Annotated in this window: 5 protein-coding genes; all 5 read right to left on the bottom strand. The window is 36.7% G+C overall.

Features of this window, described 5'->3' with window-relative positions; genetic code table 11:
- On the bottom strand, positions 1-243 hold a 243-nt coding region (locus BLP68_RS21155; protein ID WP_143003150.1), incomplete at its 3' end, for a transposase.
- A 39-nt stretch (positions 244-282) separates the two neighbouring features.
- Positions 283-597, bottom strand: coding sequence for a hypothetical protein (locus BLP68_RS21150; protein WP_143003149.1), 315 nt, complete (start codon positions 595-597; stop codon positions 283-285).
- A 123-nt stretch (positions 598-720) separates the two neighbouring features.
- Positions 721-1,593 (bottom strand): M23 family metallopeptidase, encoded by an 873-nt coding sequence (locus BLP68_RS21145; protein ID WP_091547735.1) that lies wholly within the window; start codon positions 1,591-1,593, stop codon positions 721-723.
- A gap of 414 nt (positions 1,594-2,007) precedes the next feature.
- On the bottom strand, positions 2,008-2,481 hold the full coding sequence (locus BLP68_RS21140; RefSeq protein ID WP_091547734.1) for an NUDIX hydrolase: 474 nt from the start codon (positions 2,479-2,481) through the stop codon (positions 2,008-2,010).
- Between the two features lie 406 nt (positions 2,482-2,887).
- On the bottom strand, positions 2,888-3,556 hold the full coding sequence (locus BLP68_RS21135; protein WP_091547732.1) for a class I SAM-dependent methyltransferase: 669 nt from the start codon (positions 3,554-3,556) through the stop codon (positions 2,888-2,890).
- Positions 3,557-3,911 lie beyond the last annotated feature (355 nt).

The following is a 3,911-nucleotide window of genomic DNA, read 5'->3' as shown; positions in this document are numbered from 1 at the left end:
TTCCTCCTTGAGATCCTTATTTTCTTTCTCTAGTCTTTTTTGCTCTGCATCTGCTGGTCGAAGTTTACCTTTCCCTGGGAAGGCATCTTCTCCATGAAGGCTATACTGTTTTACCCATCTTCTAATACTTGTAGGGGTAACGCCAATATCTTTGGCTACATCAGTTGGTTTTTTGCCTAATTCTGTAACAAGCTTTACTATTTCTTTCTTATAATCTTCAGTGAATTTATTTTTATTACTCATAGCTGTAACACGTCCTTTCTAGGTTTATTATAGCAACCTTTATACGTGTCCAGCAAATCTAATACACTCTATACCTATACCTAGTATTTCCTTCGTAAACTGTGCTTCTTTTAGAAATGCAATAAATATTTCATTCAAGTTCATAATATCACTCCGTTTTTTATTCATTCTTAAACCTGTTGAAGCATTCTCGAAAGTCCATTTAAGCTTTCGCATAACGTTTCCGTGTTTACGACGTCCCTGAGCCGGACCCCAAAGATAGACCGCCTTGGCGGAACTACGTTCCCAGTGAAGGGATGTGGTGCCCTGACCTGGCCCCCCAACCGTGCCCTCCAGCACCTTCCACAAAAACATTGTTGTGCGATGTACCAACCGGTCCAGCCTTACGGCGGAGTCAAGGTTGGACAAATATAGTACTACATACTATATAATTAATGTACACAAGCCTAATAAGATACCGTTCATTTTCGTATACCTCTAACCAGCTGCAACATTGTATCCACGAGAAATGTACCCTTCTAAAATCTGCTCTTTTGGCATAGATAGTCTATGATCAAATCTTTCATAATTGGGAGCGATAGTAAGTTTAATATTATTAAACTTTATTGGTAAACCTGCACTATTATAAAAACTTTGACCTGTTTGCAGTTGAAAATGTAAATGAGGTTCTGTTGAGTTTCCTGTATTTCCACACTTTGCAATAATATCTCCCCTTGAAATACTATCTCCAACCTTTACAGTTATGCTATCCTTTTTCAAGTGAGCAAAGGTACTATATTCCTTTTTAGAATGTTTTATAACAATGTAGTTTCCAGCAATATGCGGTGATTTTGAAAAAAACTTCCCCTTTTTAAATATCAAACTGTCCTTTGCATCATTTGATATTTCAACTACTATACCATCGGCTGGAGCTAAAATATTTTTATCATAACAATAATAGCTTTCACATTGATTAAATTCATTTCGATAAGATTTTCCTTCTTCATCTAAGATTATAAAATCATAAGCATATCGCTGAGTTGGAATATCCCAAGAATGTGAGAATTCTTTCGTATAGCAACCATTTATAACTACCCACTTTCCTTCAAAAGGTAATGTATATTCAATTTCACTTTTGTAGTTGAACACAGAGGGCACTTCATTTCCAAAGTTTTTATTTACTATAAATATAGCAATAATTTGCAAAACTGAACATTTAAAAACCGAGAAATTTAAAGCTATTTCTACAAATGCAAATAATCCAAACAGACAAAGTAGTTTGAAAATCATTAAATCGCTAAAAAAAGTTGCTACTAAACTAACTACACCTATATATTTTGCCGTTTTAGAAAACTGATATAAATAGTACATAATAACTCCTTTCTATCTTTACCAAATACAAATAATCTTCACTTCGCATTTATCCACATATTTGTACTTATAATAATAACTAATTTTTCAATTGCTCCCGACGGCTGGAGCCCGGGAGTCCTCACGGTTGGTATGTCGTATAACGTCTCCGCATTTGCGACGCCTTCGAACTGAACTCTTAAGAAATATCCTATAGTGGAGCTTCGCTCCCAGTGAGAAGGTGTGGTGCGCTGATCTTTCCCTTGTCACGTGCTTCCAGCACCTTTATGCAAATACATTGTTCTCCGATGCCTTACGACCCTTGAGTCAGAGGGCGACAGGACGTTACCCCTTATACATAGCACTTAACATGTATTGCTTATAATCTAAAAAATACGTATAGATCAATGTACTACTGATTAAACGCTTATAATGCTAAATTTCAATAGGTTCTTCTGGTATATTTCCATTAATAATTTTACATAACTCCTCATCAAGATTGTCAATAAAGAACTTTTCTGAAGAATTTTTTATTTCTTCGATTGACCACCATTTCCATTCCTTTGTAAGTTTTTTTTCGATTTGTTCCATATTATTACAGGTTATATTTGGGTGCTTAATTTTAACAAGATAGTATCGTTCTTCTGACATAAATTCTTGTCCAGACTTTGTAGAAAATGGCTTATTTCTATAAAAAATCCATTTGTACTCTCCATTTAGTTCAATACCTATTTCTTCATAAATTTCTCTATACAAAGCTTGTTCAAAACTTTCATTGCTTTCTACTCCACCTCCAGGTGTAACCCATAACATCCTATGTCCTAAAAGCATTGCGAACTCGAATTTAAATAGGAAAATGTTGTTTTCAGAATTCAATAATATTGCTCGACTTGACTTTCGAATTTTCATATAATAACCTCTCAAGTATTAGTATTTTGATATAATTTAATCAAACAAATATGATTAGCATAGTTTTTAAAGCGTTCTTCTGCGGTTCACGGCAGGACGCCGTGTACTTTGAGTATGGTTTCAGATAACGTCTCGTGTTTGCGACGCCTTCGAACTGGACCCACTTGCCCTTTCCATCTGGTGGTGCTTGCACCCAGTGAGAAGGTGTGGTGCCTGACCTTTCCCTAAACACGTGCCCCCCGCAACCTTGTGCAAACATATTGTTCTCTGATGCCACACGTCCCGTGACTCAGAGTACGACAGGACGTCGTACCCTTAAACTTTTATTTTTCAATACTTAACATCATGAGAATATTGCGTCTTAAGCAATTCATAATTCTCTGTAAATGACTATAGTTTTAACATACTACTTTTGCACAATAACATTCCATTTTGTATATGGGAAAGGATTATTTAAATAAATAATACTTTCATCTATGTAAGTAACGACAATATCTGCCAAGCTGACAATTTTCCAATTTTTAAATAAGTCTCTTATCCCTTTTTCATCAAAGTAATGGTGAGGTACTCCTGATTCAGGACCATCTTCCCTAACAAAAGTGTTTTTTTCAATTTCTTTTCCCCGAAGGTCTGCTCTACCTGATTTTGTATTAAGCAATGATACCATGAACATACCACCTTCACAAAGGCTTTCATATACATTTTCTACAGCTTTGTTGATATTATCAATAGTGTTATGGTGCAAGGCATCCCAGGATACAACACCATGAAAATTCATACCTGTAAATAAGTTATCAGTCATGTCTGCTACTTCCAGGTATGCCTTTAATCCATTGCTTTCCAACCACTTCTGTGTATGATTAATCCCATTTTCAGAAATATCACTTCCACATGCCTTGTGCCCCATCTGGGATATTAGTACAGTATGCCTTCCTGCACCACAGCAAAAGTCCCATATTGATAGTGGTCTGTCAGGAAATGTGCTCTCAAGTATTTTCACAAACTTATAAACCTCTGGTTGAGGCAAATCAGCTATAAATTTTTCATTTAGAAACAATTCATTCCATGTTGCCATTAATTGGCCCTCCGTTCTCCAATAAATAAATTGAACTATTACATAAAATTCCACTGTTGTAAATCGAATCAATATAGACTCCAATACGCTTGAACACTGTCCGCGGCATGGACGCCGCTTCTTTTGCGTGTGGTTTCAGGAGAACGTCACCGCATTTGCGACGCCTTCGAACTGGACCTTAAAGTAATACCCTTGGCGGTGCTTGTCACCCAGTGAGAAGGTGTGGTGCACTGATCTTTCCCTTGTCACGTGCTTCCAGCACCTTTATGCAAATGTTTTGTTCTCCGATGCTATAGCCCCGTGACTCAGAGTGTGATAGGACGTCGCACCCTTATACATAGCACTTAACCTGTAC

It is taken from the genome of Alkaliphilus peptidifermentans DSM 18978 (assembly GCF_900101495.1).
GTDB lineage: Bacteria > Bacillota > Clostridia > Peptostreptococcales > Natronincolaceae > Alkaliphilus_C > Alkaliphilus_C peptidifermentans.
This window is presented reverse-complemented; position numbering and strand designations above follow the sequence as displayed.

Bases quoted from the DNA above. Each gene is read 5' to 3' on its own strand.
- BLP68_RS21135 (WP_091547732.1), bottom strand. From the start codon at position 3,556: ATGGCAACATGGAATGAATTGTTTCTAAATGAAAAATTTATAGCTGAT.
- BLP68_RS21150 (WP_143003149.1), bottom strand. From the start codon at position 597: ATGTTTTTGTGGAAGGTGCTGGAGGGCACGGTTGGGGGGCCAGGTCAG.
- BLP68_RS21140 (WP_091547734.1), bottom strand. From the start codon at position 2,481: ATGAAAATTCGAAAGTCAAGTCGAGCAATATTATTGAATTCTGAAAAC.
- BLP68_RS21145 (WP_091547735.1), bottom strand. From the start codon at position 1,593: ATGTACTATTTATATCAGTTTTCTAAAACGGCAAAATATATAGGTGTA.